Source organism: Pseudomonas sp. SIMBA_067, from assembly GCF_046534675.1.
GTDB lineage: Bacteria > Pseudomonadota > Gammaproteobacteria > Pseudomonadales > Pseudomonadaceae > Aquipseudomonas > Aquipseudomonas putida.
This window is the reverse complement of sequence record NZ_JAWRYH010001319.1, coordinates 1-237: the sequence shown is the minus strand read 5'-3', so window position 1 is coordinate 237 and position 237 is coordinate 1. Positions and strand designations below refer to the sequence as shown.

General features: G+C 57.8%; 1 protein-coding gene. It reads right to left on the bottom strand.

Translation table 11 applies throughout. The annotated features are described in order from the left end of the window. The coding region (locus SB765_RS33605; protein WP_410933031.1) for a transporter substrate-binding protein at positions 1-237 on the bottom strand (237 nt) is incomplete at both ends.

Below are 237 nucleotides of genomic sequence, written 5' to 3'. Positions count from 1 at the left end.
CCCACATATGAATGCCAACATAGGTCGCTTCCATCGGGTCGTTGGTGACGACGGTGGCGGCGTTCGGCAGGTTATGTGCTTTGGCATATGCGCGGTAGTCGGCGACAAACTTCGCGTTGGTCGGATTATCGATAGACTCGAAATAGTTCCAGGCGGCTAACTGACCCACCAGCGGTTTGGTGTCGATGCCGCGCAGCTCCTCTTCGCCCACCGAGAAGGCGACCACCGGAATGTCAG